Annotated in this window: 11 protein-coding genes and 1 pseudogene; all 12 read left to right on the forward strand. The window is 40.4% G+C overall.

Features of this window, described 5'->3' with window-relative positions:
* The first annotated feature begins 928 nt into the window (after nt 1-928).
* Nucleotides 929-2,128 (forward strand): glycosyltransferase family 4 protein, encoded by a 1,200-nt coding sequence (locus UYI_RS0121740; RefSeq protein ID WP_016868789.1) that lies wholly within the window; start codon nt 929-931, stop codon nt 2,126-2,128.
* A gap of 200 nt (nt 2,129-2,328) precedes the next feature.
* Nucleotides 2,329-3,501, forward strand: coding sequence for a glycosyltransferase family 4 protein (locus tag UYI_RS0121745; RefSeq protein ID WP_016868790.1), 1,173 nt, complete (start codon nt 2,329-2,331; stop codon nt 3,499-3,501).
* Between the two features lie 97 nt (nt 3,502-3,598).
* The gene (locus tag UYI_RS0121750; RefSeq protein ID WP_026086099.1) at nt 3,599-5,749 is read left to right on the forward strand and encodes a GumC family protein; all 2,151 of its coding nucleotides are present in this window, start codon (nt 3,599-3,601) and stop codon (nt 5,747-5,749) included.
* 6 nt (nt 5,750-5,755) lie between these two features.
* Nucleotides 5,756-7,195, forward strand: a complete 1,440-nt coding sequence (locus UYI_RS0121755; RefSeq protein WP_016868792.1) for an O-antigen ligase family protein — start codon at nt 5,756-5,758, stop codon at nt 7,193-7,195.
* Nucleotides 7,196-7,227: 32 nt separating this feature from the next.
* The gene (locus tag UYI_RS0121760; RefSeq protein WP_016868793.1) at nt 7,228-8,220 is read left to right on the forward strand and encodes a methyltransferase domain-containing protein; all 993 of its coding nucleotides are present in this window, start codon (nt 7,228-7,230) and stop codon (nt 8,218-8,220) included.
* A 78-nt stretch (nt 8,221-8,298) separates the two neighbouring features.
* Nucleotides 8,299-9,372 (forward strand): acyltransferase family protein, encoded by a 1,074-nt coding sequence (locus tag UYI_RS0121765; RefSeq protein WP_016868794.1) that lies wholly within the window; start codon nt 8,299-8,301, stop codon nt 9,370-9,372.
* A gap of 260 nt (nt 9,373-9,632) precedes the next feature.
* Nucleotides 9,633-10,853, forward strand: a complete 1,221-nt coding sequence (locus tag UYI_RS0121770) for a glycosyltransferase (protein ID WP_016868795.1) — start codon at nt 9,633-9,635, stop codon at nt 10,851-10,853.
* 15 nt (nt 10,854-10,868) lie between these two features.
* Nucleotides 10,869-11,132 (forward strand): annotated as a pseudogene (locus UYI_RS0121775) (glycosyltransferase family 2 protein); the annotation flags it as partial.
* A 168-nt stretch (nt 11,133-11,300) separates the two neighbouring features.
* A complete protein-coding gene (locus tag UYI_RS0121785; protein ID WP_016868797.1) occupies nt 11,301-12,254 on the forward strand; it encodes a glycosyltransferase family 2 protein in 954 nt (317 codons plus the stop codon).
* Between the two features lie 171 nt (nt 12,255-12,425).
* Nucleotides 12,426-13,385 carry a glycosyltransferase family 2 protein gene (locus UYI_RS0121790; RefSeq protein ID WP_016868798.1) on the forward strand — a complete coding sequence of 320 codons (960 nt, stop codon included), beginning with the start codon at nt 12,426-12,428 and terminating at the stop codon, nt 13,383-13,385.
* 31 nt (nt 13,386-13,416) lie between these two features.
* The gene (locus UYI_RS0121795) at nt 13,417-14,376 is read left to right on the forward strand and encodes a glycosyltransferase family 2 protein (protein ID WP_016868799.1); all 960 of its coding nucleotides are present in this window, start codon (nt 13,417-13,419) and stop codon (nt 14,374-14,376) included.
* 45 nt (nt 14,377-14,421) lie between these two features.
* Nucleotides 14,422-15,552, forward strand: a complete 1,131-nt coding sequence (locus UYI_RS0121800) for a glycosyltransferase family 4 protein (protein WP_016868800.1) — start codon at nt 14,422-14,424, stop codon at nt 15,550-15,552.
* The last annotated feature ends 205 nt before the right edge of the window (nt 15,553-15,757 follow it).

Raw genomic sequence — 15,757 nt, forward strand, 5'->3', positions numbered from 1 at the left:
ACATACACTACACTTTTTTGTCAAATTGCGAGTGTTTACTCGCAAACATAAGTTGACTAGGATAAGCGATCGCTCATAACTGCTCACTTTACACTTGAACTTACTTCAGTTTTAGGTAAAGCTTTATGCAGTAAACTTCTAATTATTAAAAAAATTACAAAATAAGATTTATCAAACATCTTTTGGGGATTTTTGCAAAATTTTAGCCATAAATTACTATTTTCTTTCTTTTTCATGCTTTCAAAGCTTATATTTGCATATAATTTAAATGTGCATTACTTATGACAATTAATATCTATAGAAAAATATGACTTCAAGGCAACAGGCACTCTTGTAATAAGAAAGAAGCCTCTTCGAGAAATAGATCGTTTTTTCAAAAATCAAACAGGATTCCTGTCTTAATCCATATCTTAATTTTCAAATCATTATAAAGTTTTTTAAATTACAAACTTAACGAAAACTTCATAAAAGATACAATTTATAGAAAAATGCATCAAGTATAACAATTTTTTGGTAATAAATAATACTTATTATCAAAAAAATATATCACCTTCAAATCAATATAAAGATTGTGTAAAGCTTTCTTGATCTCAGTGTAATTCTAAGTTCAGAAAGACTACATTTTTATTTAAAGGTGCGATAAAGCATTGATGAAAAAAACATAAAAATTTTTACGTGTTTGGGGAAGTAGAAGACTTGCTCGGTTTTTATGCAAGAGAAATCTACTTTTGTGGCTAAGCGTAGGTATTTTATCAAGTTTCAAAATAGATCCTGAACACGTAATACCACTATCGGAGGAATTCAAAAATCATCAATGTTTTTACATTTGAAAAAATACAGAACTGATGGAAGTAGGCAATATTTCTTGAGGGTTTGTGGAATTGCAAACACCTAATTAATTGCACAATAATTGTGCAGGGTGCATCTCATGCGTAAGCCTGTTCTGACAATCTTTTATCAATTCAATCCTTGGAATACCACTATTGGTGGAATTCAGACACTGATCAAAAATTTTATCAAGTACGCTCCCAGTGAATTTGAGGTGCGCTTGGTAGGAACAGGATGCAGTAGCAACCAACCTGTAGGTAAATGGCAAGAAGCAGAATTAGCTGGTAGGGTAATTAGTTTCCTGCCTTTATTTACATTGCACAATGACAATGTCAGAAGTTTTATACCTACCACATTGAAGTATACAAGCGCCCTTCTAGGACATTGCTTTGCTTCAGACTTCATGCATTTTCACAGATTGGAACCAACCTTAGCAGCCCTGAATTGGTGTGGGGAGAAAACTCTGTTTGTTCATAATGATATTCGGGCACAGATGCAGGCTGCGGGTGATCACAAGGCGATACTGTGGCGAAAATTTCCCCCAGCTTATTTTGCCTTGGAAAAATTTTTACTTGGACAGTTCCATCACATTTTGTCATGTAACACTGATGCAGCAGAACTGTACCGACAGCGCTACCCAACAATAGCAGAACGTGTAACTTACATCAAAAATTCATTTGACAATGAAATTTTTTATCCATTGAGTAAGGAAGAACGAGAAGCATCAAGATGCAAACTAGCATCTGATTTAGGGTTGGCAGAGGATACACGTTTTGTGCTATTCGCTGGCAGATTACACCCACAGAAAGACCCGATTTTGTTGGTACGTGCATTTGCGGCGTTGAACATTGCCAATGTTCATTTACTCTTGGCAGGTGATGGGGAGTTAACAAATATTGTGCGTGCGGAAATTGAGCGATTAGGCTTATCTGGGCAAGTAACCATGCTTGGCGCAGTAACTCAAACAGAAATGGCACAGTTGCATCGTATCAGCAATGCATTTGTTCTTAGCAGTGCCTACGAAGGTTTACCTTTAGTGGCACTTGAGGCACTTGCTAGTGGAACACCTGTAGTTACGACTAGATGTGGTGAAACACCAAAAATTCTGGCTGCTGATACTGGAGTTGTTTGTGAAGAACGTACTCCCAAGGGTATAGCAGATGCTTTACAAAAAGTACTGCTGCATCCAGAGAATTATCCAACTGAGTCTTGTGTACAGGCTGCAAAGCCCTATGCTGCACAGACTGTCATTAAAGAAGTTTATAGCCAAATGTGGCAACGCTGGAACGAATCAAATTGACCGTGCCAATTTGAGATTTTGGATGCTTTTTTAGTTCATGTCTAGCCCATTGTGAGTGCGATCAATCAAAAATCGCAAATCTGTCTTGAAAAGCTTTGATCGTCCCAAGCCCTAGCTCAAACTTTTCGCAAAATCCAAAATAGTTTGACTCTTATATCAAGAGGCTTGAGAGTACAAGGACAACTGATTGGTATGTTGGTATGAAAATTGCCGTTATTGGTGCAAAAGGTCTACCTCCTAAACAGGGTGGTATCGAACATTACTGTGCAGAAATGTATCCCCGCATGACAGCACAGGGTCACACTGTAGATTTATTTGCCCGCTGTTCCTATACCCAGGCTCCCTGGCTGGTTCATGATGATTTTCAAGGAGTTCGAGTCATCTCCTTACCTGGTTTGCAAATGAAAGGCGTAGATGCTTTTCTGACCTCAGCATTAAGTGCGATCGCTGCTGCTGGAAAAAAATACGATATTATTCATTTCCATGCTCTTGGCCCATCTCTATTTACTGGTTTAGCTAGAATTACCACTACTGCCAAGGTGGTAGTCACCTGCCAGGGATTAGATTGGCAACGCGCCAAGTGGGGTAGTTTTTCCACTCGCTTAATTCATATGGGTGAGAAAGCAGCAGTACGTTTTGCTGACGGAATCATTGTGGTATCAGATGCGCTGAAATCCTACTTTTTACAAACCTATGGTCGAGAGACAGTCTACATTCCTAATGCCCCAGCCAGGTATGGTGATTCAGATCCAGATTTCACCTACGGAAAACAGCTAGGCCTTGATAGGGGGCGCTACATCCTGTTTTTGGGCAGAATAGTACCGGAAAAACGTCCTGACTTACTAATCGAAGCCTTCAGCGCCTTGAAACCAAAAGGATGGAAACTAGTTGTGGCTGGAGGTGTTAGTGATACAAAATCCTTTACCGCAAGCTTGTTAGAAAAGATTGCTAGCAATCCCAATATCATATTTGCAGGCGAACTCAGGGGTGTTCGTCTATGGGAAATTGTTCGGGGTGCAGGATTATTTGTTTTGCCTTCTGATTTAGAGGGACTACCTCTAGCAATGTTAGAAGCAATGCACGAAGGTATACCAGTCCTGGCAAGTAATATCCCACCCCACCAGCAATTGATTAGTGGGGGACGGGGAATGCTTTTTGAAGCTGGAAATTTCCACTCTTGTATTGGTTCTCTAGATTGGGCAATTCATCACCCAACTCAAATGGCTGCAATGGCTGAGAATGCACAAAGACATGTACAACTTCACTACGGCTGGGATCGCATTACCTCAGAAACCTTAAAACTATATACAACCCTGTTGAACTCACCTGAACTAGTAGTCAATAGTCCAGAGTCAATGGTCAAGAGTCAATAGTTTGTTGGTTGTTGATTGTTGGTTGTTAGTCATTTGTCATTGGTTATTCTCCCTTGTCCCCCTTCCCTTATCTCCGATCCCTGATGCCCAAAAAATTATGGAAAAAGGCTTGTCATCTTTACCATCTATTTTGAAACGGCGTGCTTTACCTGCCCTAGTTACATTTGCTGCTGTCATTGGTGGAGCGATCGCCTACCTTCAGATGACCCCACGTCAGTATCAGACATCGACGCGACTGATGCTTGATCAAAAGAGGGTAAGCGTTTCAGAATTGGGCCGCGACCTGACACAACTCAGTTCAGATACACCTGGTGGTTCTAACCCCTTAGCGGATCAAGCAGAATTAATCAAGTCGCAACGGGTTCTCCAAAGAGCGTTGACTGAGGTTACGGCTGAGTCTGGATTTCGTTCACCAGAAAATGAACTTACTGTCGATCAGCTTACTCAAGGCTTGAAAGTCAAAATTGTTCCCGCTACCAACATTTTGGAGGTCAGCTATCTCAACAAAGACCCTATACTCGCAACCAAAGTCGTCAATGCCGTTTCCAAGGCAATGGTTGAGGATAACACTCAAGTTATCCGTCAAGAAGCTGCTAACGTCCGCAAATTCTTAGAAACAAAGGTTCCTGATGCCCGCAAGCGGCTACAGGAAGCTGAGCAGAAGGAAAACAGATATAGACAAAGTAGCGGTATTGTCTCCTTTGATGAGCAAACCAAAAGTATAGTGGAGAGCTTGGCTACTTTAGAAGAGCAGGAAAATACTCTTTCAGCTCAACTTCAAGAATTGCGTTCCAAAGAAGCTTCATTGCAACAAGTCACCGATGCTAAAGCTCTCAATCAAGCTTATGCAGCTGTGCGTGGTGGTCAAGATGAAGAACTCAAAGCCCTACGCAATAAGTTAGCAGAGATAGAGACTCAGCTAGTTCAAGCTCGTTTGTCTTTAACAGATAATCATCCCACTGTCATAAATCTGCTGGGACAAAGAAACGGTTTACGTGCTTTGTATCAACAAGGACTAGCCCGCGTATCACCCAGAAATCAATCTATCTCTTCTGGCTCTGTTGCAGGCGATCAAATCAGTCAAGACTTGACCTCTCAACTGATTATTAATGATGTTGAGCGCTTGGCAGTGGAAAACAAGCTAAAAGTTGTACAAACTAATCGGGCTAACCTCCAGGCTCGTCTAGCACAATTGCCAATTCAACAGCAACAGCTGACTCCACTCACACGTCAACGAGAAGAGTCGGCGGAATCTTTGAAGTTACTGCAAAGCAAACTAGAAGAAGCACGAATTGCTGAAGCTCAACTGGTTGGTAATATCCAGATTATTGAAGCAGCACAACCACCAACTAAACCCTCCTTACCCAACAAAAGAAGCGTATTGGCGATCGCTACTTTATTCGGGACTGCTTTAGCCACAGGTATTGTCCTGTTGCTAGAGTTGATGGATCACACTTTGAAAGATGCTTCCGAAGCAGAGGAATTACTGAGGTTGCCATTGCTAGGAGTATTACCGTGTTTACCAAGTCGTGCGATCGCTTTGGAGCCATCCGTACGATTTTTAGATCATGTCGGCTTGGTTGAGCCATACCGTACCTTGTTTAAAAACCTAGAGTTTCGTAGTCGTGAATCGTTGCGATCGATTGTTGTTAGTAGCACCATTACTGGGGAGGGTAAATCTGTAGTTGCCTCACACTTAGCCGTGATTTCCGCGATGTTATCTCGACGGACACTGCTGATTGATGCAGACCTGCGTCGTCCCATCCTCCACACATTGTTTAACTTGGCTCCCCAGCCAGGAATTACGGATGTGATTGACTCAGAAAGATCGCTAGAGGAAACTGTGCAACAAACTAATATTGCTAACCTCTGTGTCTTAACTTGTGGCGAATTATGTGGATATCCCTCACGGTTGCTAGAGTCAAATGCTATAAGTTCTCTACTAGCAGAAGCAACTCGGCAATATGATTGTGTAATTATAGACACTCCTCCTCTTAGTGCTTGTGCTGATGCACATACATTAGGGCGGCAAAGTAATGGAATTCTCTTAGTTACACGTCCTGGTTTCACAATTAAGGAAGTTCTCAAAAGAGCAGTATCAGAATTAACACATAATCAAATACCAATCATAGGAGTAGTGGTCAATGGAATAACAAACCAGACTGAACAATATTACCGCTATCCCTTGAATGGATATAGATTCCTATCATCCAGGTCTTTATCCAGAAATGATACTAGAAACTACTAACTAACGATGTTGACTAATCAACGTGCACATTCTTCTATTTTGTCCCTTTTGATTGGGTTGTCAGGTGTAGGAATTGGAATATTTGCAGGATTTATTGCAGGTGCTAAACCCCTGTACTTATACTTACTTCTAGTGTCAGTACCTGTAGTTATCTTCTTCTTTGCCAGGTTTGCGCAAGCTGTTATCGGTTTATTAATCCTGCGTAGTACCCTCGATCCTTGGTCTAGTCAGCAATTACCAGCAGCATTTGCAGTTGGGCTAGACGCTCTAACTTTGATGTATGTGACGGTGAAGTTGCTAACTGGACAGAGGGTGCATACCGATGGATTCTGGTGGTTCTTTGCTGGCTGGGTAGTAGTACAGGGACTATGGGTGATACTTCTACCTCTGGGAGGATTGGGATTAGATGCTTCGTTGTTGCCAGAAAGCATTCGTGAGTGGATTCGTCTTTTTTCGTGGCTGATGGTATATCTGCTAGTCATGCAGCTAAAGGAGCGACTTCCTCCTGAGAAAGTCATTTCTGGGCTGTTCTTGGCTCTGGTTATACCAGTCACAGTTGCATTGCTGCAAATATTTGTGCCTTCAATCCTACCTCCCTTCCTCGCGGCTGGTGGAGATGATGGTTCTCGCATCAAGGGAACTATTGGTCACTCTAATGGTTTTGTAACCTTTTTGTTGCTATTTATCGGTCTAACCTACTGGAAGTTAAAGCAATCAAGACAATATTTGCCCTGGTTGTTACTGCTGGGTTTACTGGCTTTTTTGTATGTGAATACCAAAGCTCTGTTTGGTTTGATGATGGTTGCTACTTTTGTTCTGGTTTTGATTGCTCCTCGACTAAATATACCTAACTTCATTGGTGGAGCCATATTTTTGGTGCTAATCATCGGACTATTTGCCAGTACAGAGTTTGGACGAGAACGCCTGAGTTCGATCGCTAACACACCGCTGTTAAACCCAGATATTGATGTATGGCGGGCAATTCTATTGTCTCAAGGTGATACTAACAGTTTCAACTGGCGGCTTGCCCACTGGAATTTACTTCTCAATGCTTGGCAACAGTTTCCAATTCTTGGTTACGGTTTGGCGAGTGCCCAAGCAATTGGTAAGGGATATCTTGCCCACAATGATTACATCCGGGCTTTAGTAGAAGGGGGAATTGTTGGTTTTGTAACTTTTCTTGTCTTTTTAGGCGTTCAGGGTATACGCATCATTCAGTTAATGCAGTCAGCACCTCGTGGAAGTGCAAAGCGTGACTTGTGTTCAATTATGTTGGCTCTTTTTCTATCTATACCCGTGGCAATGATTACTGAAAACATCTGGAGTCATACCACTCTCTTTTTCTACTGGATGACTTTGATGGCAGTAGCCGGTTGGGATTGGAACCAGAGAAGTACTGTTTCGGTTAATCCTTCAGGACAGCTTTCATCATCATTTCCAAACTAATGTGTATAGTCCCCTAGTCGGAAAATATATTTATGAATACCACAGCGACAACAAATTTTCCTCTCAAATTAACAACAAGTATTCAACAACTGCTTTGCTGTCCAATTTGTTATTCTCGCTTGGCATTAACCCCATCTCAATTAGAATGCAAAAATTCTCAATGCAGAGCTTGTTTCCCTGTTATTAATGAAACACCTATTTTGATCAATGAAATATCTAGTTTGTTCTCTATTAATGATTTTGTCAATTACAATCATAGTCATCTCAAACCCAAATCTAAGCTAGAAAGATTGCTCATAAATCTGATTCCAGGAATTAACCTCAACATCACAACAAAAGCAAATTATCAAAAATTTATAGAACTTCTACTAGAGCAGAATCAAAATCCTCGGGTTTTAGTAATTGGCGGCAGTGTAGTGGGTAAAGGCATGGAACCTTTATTATCGGTTCCGGAAATTGAACTAATTGAAACAGATGTGGCTTTTGGTTCCCGTATATCAGTCATCTGTGATGCCCACAACCTACCTTTTGAAAGAGGTTCATTTGATGGTGTTGTTGTACAAGCTGTCCTTGAACATGTAGTAGATCCAAACCGTTGTGTCGAAGAAATTTATCGAGTTTTAAAACCTCATGGTTTAGTTTACTCAGAAACTCCATTTATGCAACAAGTACACTTAGGAAAATATGATTTTACTCGCTTCACTCATTTAGGACACCGACGTCTGTTCCGTAAATTTGCAGAAATTGATAGTGGTGCGGTTTGTGGCCCAGGAATGGCGTTAGCCTGGTCATATCAATACTTTCTTTTGAGTTTTGTTAGCAAGCCGTTAACTAGAGCATTGGTTAAAGCTTTCGCCAGAATAACATTATTTTGGTTAAAGTATTTTGATTACTACCTCATTAATCAGCCTGGTACATTTGATTCTGCTTCTGGATATTATTTTCTGGGAATGAAAAGTGAGAAAATTTTGTCAGATAAAGAGTTGTTAACACTCTACAAAGGTACACAGTCAAGTTCTTTTTAAAATTTTGACTCCAACGAATATTCAGGTTTCAGGATTGATTAGGTCTACTATTTTGAGCATGAAGCAGGGGATAAATTTATGTCACAAAAAAGACTAAATCTTATTCAAGTATTTCGAGGGGTGGCAGCTATGCTCATAGTCTTTGCTCACACAGACCTTATATTTAATCAGAACCTAAATCAAGATTTTTTATTTAAAATATTTACCTTTGGAGGCTCTGGCGTAGATTTTTTCTTTGTCTTAAGCGGTTTTATAATTTTTTATGTTCATCGATATGAGATTGGTAAACCAAATAGACTTAAACCATTTTTACTCAAACGAATTACACGCATCTACCCACTTTATTGGATAATCTTATTGAGTAAAATTTCTGTTTCATTATTTTTCGTTTATGATTCAGATATTAGCCAGCGTAGTATGGGAGAATTTGTCAAAGCTTTTCTCCTCTTTCCTCTAGACAGACATATTCTTTCAACAAGTTTTCTGGGAGTTAGCTGGACATTAACCTTTGAAGTTCTATTTTACATTTTGTTTGCGTTGTTAATTGGATTAAAGCCCAAGCTTGCTAGACCAATAATTGCCACTTGGTTATTAGGAGTAATTTTGCATTTTATTGGTGTATTTGAATTACCTGAAAATAATTTATTTCTTCAGTATCTTTTTGCAGATTACAATCTTGAGTTTGTTATGGGCTTTCTTGCTGCCTATGTTTTATTAAAATTTTTATTAAAATCAAAGATTAACTGGGAAATGCTTTTAATCTCTCTAGGAGCTTTTATGTATACCTTGTCAGCCATAAATTATTTCTATAAATTCATAGAAACATCTCCTGTAATGACATTTGGTATTTCTTCAACTTTACTTATTCTTGGTGCTACATGCTTAGAGTTGAAAAAGACAATCAACGTTCCTAATCTACTTATATATATAGGTAACGCTTCATATTCTATCTTTTTAATGCACGGATTTTTCATTAATAACGTGACAAAAATCTTGAATAAGTTACTCCCAGATATTTTTAGCAGTATTTTGATATTAAATATTTTAGGAGTCATCATTGCCATCATATCTATCATTTGTGGATACATTATTTATATGTATCTGGAAAAACCCTTGCTCTCAATTTTCAAGCCTAAAGTTGCTACAACTTAGCATAATCTAGTACTCTGGCAAGTCAACGCAAGCTAGATAAAGCAACTTCCTCTGTTTCTCTTCCTCTGCGTTCTCTGTATCTGGTGCGGTTTTTTATTTAACCTCTCAAAGTTAGGTTGCCAGATCACTAACCATTCTAAATAATTCGGGAGATTAAACATAATTAAACCTAAAATGCCAACCAGTGAAACACTTATAGAAAGTAACTTTTCTCTCCTGCCTTCTGACTTCTACTTAATTACTAATGGAGTAATTTAAGGATGAGCCAACAATTAATTATTGGAAATAATAACACCCATATAAATCTACCGCGTGAAAAGCAACCTTACCGAATTGTTTTAGTTCATCCGAGTGCAGGAGTTAACTGGAGTGGTGGCGCGGAAATCCTCGCGATCGAGCTTGCACGCCGTCTGAGTTGCTACTTTGAAGTAGAACTGCTGAGTGGCGCGAATTGTGGCTCTTTTAGCTACCCCATCAAATGTATTCCCCGTACCTATGCTTTTAATGCTGTACATCATCCTCTGATTGCTCCACTATTGGGTGGTTTCACAACTCCTGAAATTGTGCTGGAACACCTGACTAGTTTCTTTCCTTGCTTACTCCGCCTGTTAAGTAAACCTGCTGATTTAATCTTTCCCCATAACGACTATGGTGGGCTAGCTATGGCTGCTTGTGTGCGATCGCTCCAGGGAACCCCGATACTTTTCACCGAACACAATAGCTTATTGGGGAAAGGAGATGATGGTTCATTACTACAAAATGGTCAATGCTTGAAGCGGAATCTTCGCTTTTGTCCAGATCATTTGGTAGTGTTCGATGAAGCTACCGCTGCATTTACCCGTACTCTCAAACCAACACAACCAATCAGCATCATTCCCAATGGTGTAAATCTCAATCAATTTACCCCTAATGGCAACCAAATTGATCTAGGTTTGCCCAAACCCATAGTCCTGTGTGTCGCCTCGTTAAATTGTAAGAATCAAAAGCGAGTTGAACTAGCCATTCAAGCTGTGTCTCGCTTGAGGGAGGTTAGTCTTCTGATCTGTGGAGATGGCCCTGATCGCGCCTATTTTCAGTCACTATGTGAGCGTCTTTTGAGTGCAGAACGCTTTGCTATTCGCACCTTTCCCTTTGAGCAAATGCCTGAAATCTATCGCAGTGTTGATGTATTTACCCTCCCTTCTATCTATGAGCCGTTTGGACTTGTCTATCTAGAAGCAATGGCTACTGGTTTACCTGTAGTCGCTACTGAGGATGAAATGCGGCGATATATCATCGGCGACGGTGGGATTCTCTGCGATGTCACCAATCTAGATGTTTATGCTCATGCGATTAAAGATGCCTTGAGTGGCAGTTGGAGTGAGCGTGCAAAACAAAATGCCGCACGCTTTAGTTGGGATGCGATCGCGCTGCGTTACCGTGATCTGATTCTAGAAATGATTTTGCAATCTAAGAAAAAATTGTCGCTACAAACTAATTAAATTAAGGAGTATATTATGCCTAAAGTTTCTGTCATCATTCAAGCTTACAATGCTATGAACTATCTCCCCAAAACATTGGAGAGTGTTCTGAAGCAAACTTTTACTGATTTTGAGGTATTAATTATCAACGATGGTAGCACCGATAATATTATTGAATGGGCATCTCAAATTACAGATCCGCGTGTGAAACTAATCTCTCAAGAAAATCAAGGTCAATCTGCGGCTCGCAACCTTGGTGTTGTTCTTGCTAAAGGAGATTATTTAGCATTCTTAAATGCAGTTAAAAAGCTAAGAAATCACCTTTGAATTTTCAAATTCAGGACTTAGGCACCTTCTACAAAACCTTGGCGCACTTGGCGCCTTGGCGGTTCAATACAATAAACGACACCCATTGTTTTGCTATTCCCTGTCTGCATGAATTAATTTAATTTTGCCCAACTACTTAATATGCCCAAGGTATCTGTCATTATTCCGGCATACAATGCAATGACTTATCTGCCAGAAACTCTAGAGAGTGTTTTACGGCAGACTTTCACAGATTTTGAAGTATTAATTGTTAATGATGGTAGTTCAGATCCTATCCTCGCATGGGCTTGTGGAATAGTAGATCCGCGTGTGAAACTGATTTCTCAAGAAAATAAAGGTGTATCTGCGGCACGCAACACAGGCATTACCCATGCCCAAGGAGAGTATATAGCGTTTCTGGATGCTGACGATTTGTGGGAGTCAACTAAATTAGAGAAACAGGTACGTTGTCTGGAAGAAAATCCAGCAATCGGCTTGGTGCATACTTGGATAGTTTTAATTGATGAGCAAGGTAAATCTTCGGGTAGAGTCATATCCTCAAATGCAGAGGGTAACGCGTGGAAGCAAGTAGTTGAACACAACCCTATCCAAACTTCCACAGTTTTAGTTCGTCGCTGTTGTTTGGAAACAGTAGGGGTATTTGACCAAAATTTACGTTCTGCTGAAGATTGGGAATTATGGGTACGTATTGCTTCTCGTTATCTATTGGCAGTAATCAAAGAACCTTTGGTTTTCTATCGATTACATGCTGGTAATACAACTAAAAACTGGCGATTGATAGAACAAGGTCTGAGTCCAGTGATTGAGAAAGTGTTCCAATCAATACCACCAGAAGCTCAGTATCTAAAACATCGATGCTACGCCCGTGACAACCTCTATCTAGCCTGGAAAGCCCTGCAAAGTGATGACAAAGACTGCAAGTGGGCACGTCATTTTCGGGCCTCAGCCGTCAAATACTATCCTCAGTTGCGTTACTCTCGCCAGTACATCCGTCTGAGTTTAGCGATCGCAATCATGGAATGGTTTGGGCCATTCGGCTTCAGCAGAGTGATGGCATTTATTTACATCCTGCGTCGCCGCGTATTCAGTCTATGAAGTAGGGGAGGTGGGGAACTCACCGGCCCCCACTCCCCCAAGGGAGTGGGGATTAGGGGCAGTGGGGAGTGTGGGGAGTATGAGGGGTGTGAGGAGTAAACAACTAACAACTAACCACTAACTACTAACAATTACCAATTACCAATTACCAATTACCAAAAACTAAACTATATGCCCAAGGTATCTGTTATTATCCCAGCCTACAATAGCATGACTTATCTGCCAAAAACTCTAGAGAGTGTATTGAGGCAGACTTTCACAGACTTTGAAGTATTAATCATTAATGATGGTAGTTCAGACAATATCGTTGAATGGGCGTTGCAGATAGCAGATCCACGTGTAAGGCTGATTTCGCAACCAAACCAGGGTGTATCTGTTGCACGCAACACAGGTATTACCCATGCCCAAGGAGAATACATTGCATTTTTAGACGCGGACGATTTATGGCAACCAACCAAGTTAGAAAAACAAGTGCGTTGTTTGGAGGATAACCCAGCAGTAGGTTTAGTTTATACCTGGACGGATTTTATTGATGAATCAGATCAGCCTACAGGTGTATCCATTGTTTCCCACGCTGAGGGGAATGTATGGAAGCAAATTGTTGTCAGAGACATGATTTCTACAGGCAGTTCACCCATGATCCGCCGTGAGTGTTTTGCATCCGTGGGAGTATTTGATGCCAACATTAGTATTGGTGAAGACCGAGATATGTGGACGCGCATTGCTGCTCGTTATCCCTTTGCAGTGGTCAAAGAACCTTTAACTCTCTATCGTAGACATTCTAGAAATACAACTAAAAACAGCAAAAAAATAGTTCATCAACTGCGTCAAGTGATCGAGAAAAGTTTTCATTCTGCCCCACTGGAATTGCTGTATTTGCGAAACCAAAGTTACGGCTGGATGAACTTCTTTGCAGCTTGGTCTGCCCTACTAGACGAGAATAACTACAAAGACGCTATTAATTACCGTCAGCAAGCGATTTTGCACTACCCTCAAATCCGCTACACATTCATCTACCTACGCCTAAGTTTAGCAATAGCAATCATACGCTGGTTTGGATCTCAAACTTATGAGGAAGTACGAGGACTGACCCGGACTTTGCGACGCCTGATGTTAGGTGCTGCTACCTGATATTATTCTCTTTTTTTTCAGGAGTTTAAACATGACAAAAGTTTCTGTTGTGATTCCAGCCTATAATGCTATGACTTATCTGCCAGAAACTCTAGAGAGTGTTTTGAGGCAGACTTTCGCAGATTTTGAAGTATTAATTATTAATGATGGTAGTTCGGACAAGATTGTGGAATGGGCTGCTGGGATAGTAGACCCACGTGTAAAGTTGATTTCGCAACCAAATCAGGGTGTATCTGTTGCACGCAACACAGGTATTGCTCAAGCGCAAGGAGAATACATCGCATTCTTGGACGCGGACGATTTATGGGAACCAACTAAATTAGAAAAGCAAGTGCGTTGTCTGGAAAATAATCCCGCAGCAGGCTTAGTTTATACCTGGACAGCTTTAATTGATCAGTCGGGCAACCCTATGGGTACATTATGGGTTTCCGATATAGAAGGCAATGTATGGGAGCAAATTGTTGTCAAAGACATGATCTCTAATGGCAGTTCACCAATGGTTCGCCGTAGTTGCTTTGAAACTGTTGGGGTATTCGATCCTCAAATTAGGGGCGTTGAAGACAGAGAAATGTGGATTCGGATTGCTGCTTGCTATCCTTTCGCAGTGGTTAAAGAACCCTTAACCCTATATCGTCGTCACCCTGGCAATATGACCAGCAACCGCCAAATGATAATTACAGAATTACGCAAAGTCTTTGAGAAAGCCTTTGAATCTACTCCTTTGGAGTTGCTGTATTTGCGAAACCAAAGCTATGGCTGGATGAACTTGTTTGCAGCTTGGGGTTGTATAGAGGACGAGAAGAACTACAAAAAGGCAATGCATTACCGTCAGCAGGCTGTTTTGCATTATCCCCAATTACACAACACATCTACTTATATAAGCTTGAGTTTAAGAATAGCGACAATGCGCTGGTTTGGTCTTCAAGGCTACGAGAGAGTGCGAGGAATAACTCGTACTGTGCGTCAACTAATGTTAGGTACTGCTGCCTGATATAACTCTTTTTTCAGCTCTGCGCTTTTGACAGGAGCAATTATCATGATTAAAGTGTTTATTCTCTCTTCAGGACTTGGTTATATTCAGCGTGGTTATGAATCTTTTTCTCAAGAACTTTTTGATGCATTATCACAAAATTGCTCTTTAGATGTGACTCTTTTTAAAGGGAATGGCAAGCCATCCAGTAAAGAAATTGTTGTCTGGAATATACCATATTATGGCAAGCTAGCTCAAAAAATTAGCGAGTTTTTTAAAAAACCAGAGAGAAGAGATCCATACTTCACTCAGCAAGTCACATTTTTTCTCAGCTTTCTACCCCATTTATATTTGAAAAAACCAGATATTATTTTCTTTACCGAGCCAAGTTTAGGTACTCTACTATGGCATTGGCGGTCTATTACAAAGCAAAGTTATCAGTTTTTATTTTGTAATGGTGGGCCTTGTTCACCAAATATATTTTATCGCTGGGATCGTGTACTGCAAGTAGCTCCTACTCATTTTCAATCTGCTTTAGATATAGGAGTAGCTGCTGAAAAACAAACTTTGATTCCTCATGCAATTCATATACCCTCTGAACCGATAATTCTTAGTGATAGGGAACGGGAGCTTTTACGCCATAAACTTGGATTACCTGAAAAAAGACCATTGATTCTCTCGGTGGCAGCTATTAATAAATCTCGTAAGCGAATGGATTATGTAATTAGCGAAATTGCTCATCTGCCTGAACCACGTCCTTATCTTTTATTACTAGGTCATCAAGGAGAGGAAGCACGAGAAATTATTCAGCTTGGCAATAGCTTATTAGGTGTCGAGAATTTTCAGATTAGAACTGTTGATAAAAATGAGGTTGCAGATTACTACAAAGTTGCAGATGCTTTCGTTCTAGCTTCTCTATATGAGGGGTTTGGTCTAGTGTTTTTAGAGGCAATGTCTCACGGTCTACCCTGTTTAGCTCATGATTATGAAGTTCCTCGCTATATATTAGGCAAGGAGGGATATTTCGCTAATTTTGAATTGGCAGGTAGTTTAGCAAATTTAATACCTCAAGCTCTAGCAGAATCGCATGATATATCTAAACGACGTCATCGTCATCATACTGTCTACGAACGTTTTAGTTGGGATAAATTGCGCCCAGAATATGTCAAATTGATTCAACAATGTGTTAACTCGTGATGAAGTATCTGTTTTAAAAATAGGGAACTCTTAACTCTTAACAGGGAACAGAAAAGAGTTATTTTCATGTTTGATTATTACCAAAGTTCATGATTGACTGTCTTGAAAATAGCGATCAAAGATTGGAAATCAACTTAACAGCAAACCTACAAACCATCTGTGTCCATCTGTGTTCATCTGTGTACCCTTCACCGAAGCCTATGAG

It is taken from the genome of Fischerella muscicola PCC 7414, assembly GCF_000317205.1.
Taxonomy (GTDB): Bacteria; Cyanobacteriota; Cyanobacteriia; order Cyanobacteriales; family Nostocaceae; genus Fischerella; species Fischerella muscicola.

What these genes read in the sequence shown, in the direction of transcription:
- UYI_RS0121755 (WP_016868792.1), top strand. Translation starts at nt 5,756, where the DNA reads ATGTTGACTAATCAACGTGCACATTCTTCTATTTTGTCCCTTTTGATT.
- UYI_RS0121800 (WP_016868800.1), top strand. Translation starts at nt 14,422, where the DNA reads ATGATTAAAGTGTTTATTCTCTCTTCAGGACTTGGTTATATTCAGCGT.
- UYI_RS0121750 (WP_026086099.1), top strand. Translation starts at nt 3,599, where the DNA reads ATGGAAAAAGGCTTGTCATCTTTACCATCTATTTTGAAACGGCGTGCT.
- UYI_RS0121745 (WP_016868790.1), top strand. Translation starts at nt 2,329, where the DNA reads ATGAAAATTGCCGTTATTGGTGCAAAAGGTCTACCTCCTAAACAGGGT.
- UYI_RS0121740 (WP_016868789.1), top strand. Translation starts at nt 929, where the DNA reads ATGCGTAAGCCTGTTCTGACAATCTTTTATCAATTCAATCCTTGGAAT.
- UYI_RS0121765 (WP_016868794.1), top strand. Translation starts at nt 8,299, where the DNA reads ATGTCACAAAAAAGACTAAATCTTATTCAAGTATTTCGAGGGGTGGCA.
- UYI_RS0121770 (WP_016868795.1), top strand. Translation starts at nt 9,633, where the DNA reads ATGAGCCAACAATTAATTATTGGAAATAATAACACCCATATAAATCTA.
- UYI_RS0121785 (WP_016868797.1), top strand. Translation starts at nt 11,301, where the DNA reads ATGCCCAAGGTATCTGTCATTATTCCGGCATACAATGCAATGACTTAT.
- UYI_RS0121790 (WP_016868798.1), top strand. Translation starts at nt 12,426, where the DNA reads ATGCCCAAGGTATCTGTTATTATCCCAGCCTACAATAGCATGACTTAT.
- UYI_RS0121760 (WP_016868793.1), top strand. Translation starts at nt 7,228, where the DNA reads ATGAATACCACAGCGACAACAAATTTTCCTCTCAAATTAACAACAAGT.
- UYI_RS0121795 (WP_016868799.1), top strand. Translation starts at nt 13,417, where the DNA reads ATGACAAAAGTTTCTGTTGTGATTCCAGCCTATAATGCTATGACTTAT.